The organism is Kitasatospora sp. SC0581 (assembly GCF_048159585.1).
Classification (GTDB): Bacteria; Actinomycetota; Actinomycetes; order Streptomycetales; family Streptomycetaceae; genus Kitasatospora.
In genome coordinates, this window is sequence record NZ_JBLRWA010000201.1 from 1 (window position 1) to 387 (window position 387).

1 protein-coding gene is annotated in these 387 nt (G+C 73.6%); it reads left to right on the forward strand.

Annotation, left to right across the window (positions count from 1 at the left end; translation table 11 throughout):
• Nucleotides 1-114 precede the first annotated feature (114 nt).
• Nucleotides 115-387, forward strand: a 273-nt coding sequence (locus ACLWS4_RS37780; RefSeq protein ID WP_416876540.1) for a hypothetical protein, incomplete at its 3' end; no start/stop codon positions are given.

Here is a 387-nt window from a genome sequence, read left to right on the forward strand (position 1 = left end):
CCCGCCGGAGGCCGGGGCGCACAGCCCGCGGTTGACATTCGGGGCGCCGGCGGTGGGTCGCCGGCGGAACCCGCTCTACCCTGACCCCAGGGCGGAGTCGCGGGGTGGGGGCCGATGCTGAGGCGTACGTACGGAAAAGTCACGGCAGCGGCCTACGTTGCGCTGGTCGCGGGTCTGGCCGTAGCGGGAGCCGTCGAGGAACGAGCCGTCTTCTACCTGTCCGCCGTCGCGTTGACCCTCCCCTCGGGCGCCGTCGCCCTTCCGGCGATGTACGCCGGGTATGCGGCGATCTCGGCGATCGGCTCGATCTGGGCGCCCGTCGCCCGGCCGGACGGAACGGAGGCCGGCTGGCTGGGCCTCGGCAGCGCGACACTGAACGTGACGCTG